This window comes from Escherichia sp. S10b (assembly GCF_028421345.1).
In the GTDB taxonomy this organism is placed as follows: Bacteria; Pseudomonadota; Gammaproteobacteria; order Enterobacterales; family Enterobacteriaceae; genus ECMA0423.
Window position 1 is genome coordinate 1 of record NZ_JAHZSO010000099.1, and the last position, 592, is coordinate 592.

Annotated in this window: 2 protein-coding genes; both read right to left on the reverse strand. The window is 50.5% G+C overall.

Annotated elements, in window-relative coordinates; genetic code table 11:
• The coding region (locus tag FTE26_RS07845; RefSeq protein ID WP_272457536.1) for a conjugal transfer protein TraH at positions 1-294 on the reverse strand (294 nt) is incomplete at its 3' end.
• The coding region (gene trbJ, locus FTE26_RS07850; protein WP_272457535.1) for a P-type conjugative transfer protein TrbJ at positions 294-592 on the reverse strand (299 nt) is incomplete at its 5' end. The genes trbJ and FTE26_RS07845, both read right to left, overlap by 1 nt.

The following is a 592-nucleotide window of genomic DNA, read 5'->3' on the forward strand; positions in this document are numbered from 1 at the left end:
ATTAATAAAACTGAACGAGCCGAGATAGGCGTCGATGCCGCCACATCCGGCATTGATATCCGGCAGCGTCATGGAAATCAGCTGAACATTTTTGACCTGAGTACGGGCATACAGGGAGCCACCGTAAGCATAACCGGCGGCCTGCCCCTGCCAGACGCCCGGCTGTGTGGTATTGGAGGCGAAGCCCAGCTTGTTAAAGAACTGATTCATGTCGCTGTTCACATCCGCTGACGCTGCGGGTGTGACCGTCAGTAAAGCAGCACAAAGAACCAGAAGAGGTTTAATGCGTGGCATCATTCTTGCCCTCCCTTAATTTGTTCTCCCGGCGCATACGACATTTCAGCAGGAATATCCCGATATTTCCGTCCAGTCCTGCGGCTGTAATATATTTCAGACACCGAAATCCATCCCACAATTGCCCCCACAAAAAACACAACAGAAACAGAAAAGGTAAGGCACAGCGAAACGACAATTTCTACAGGGCTGGCGGGATAAAAAAGCCCCTGATGGATAAAGGGGATATTCAGGCTGACGATTATTCCCGTCGCGATGCCGGATATTCCGGCAATGAGTAACACCACCTGCTTATTTC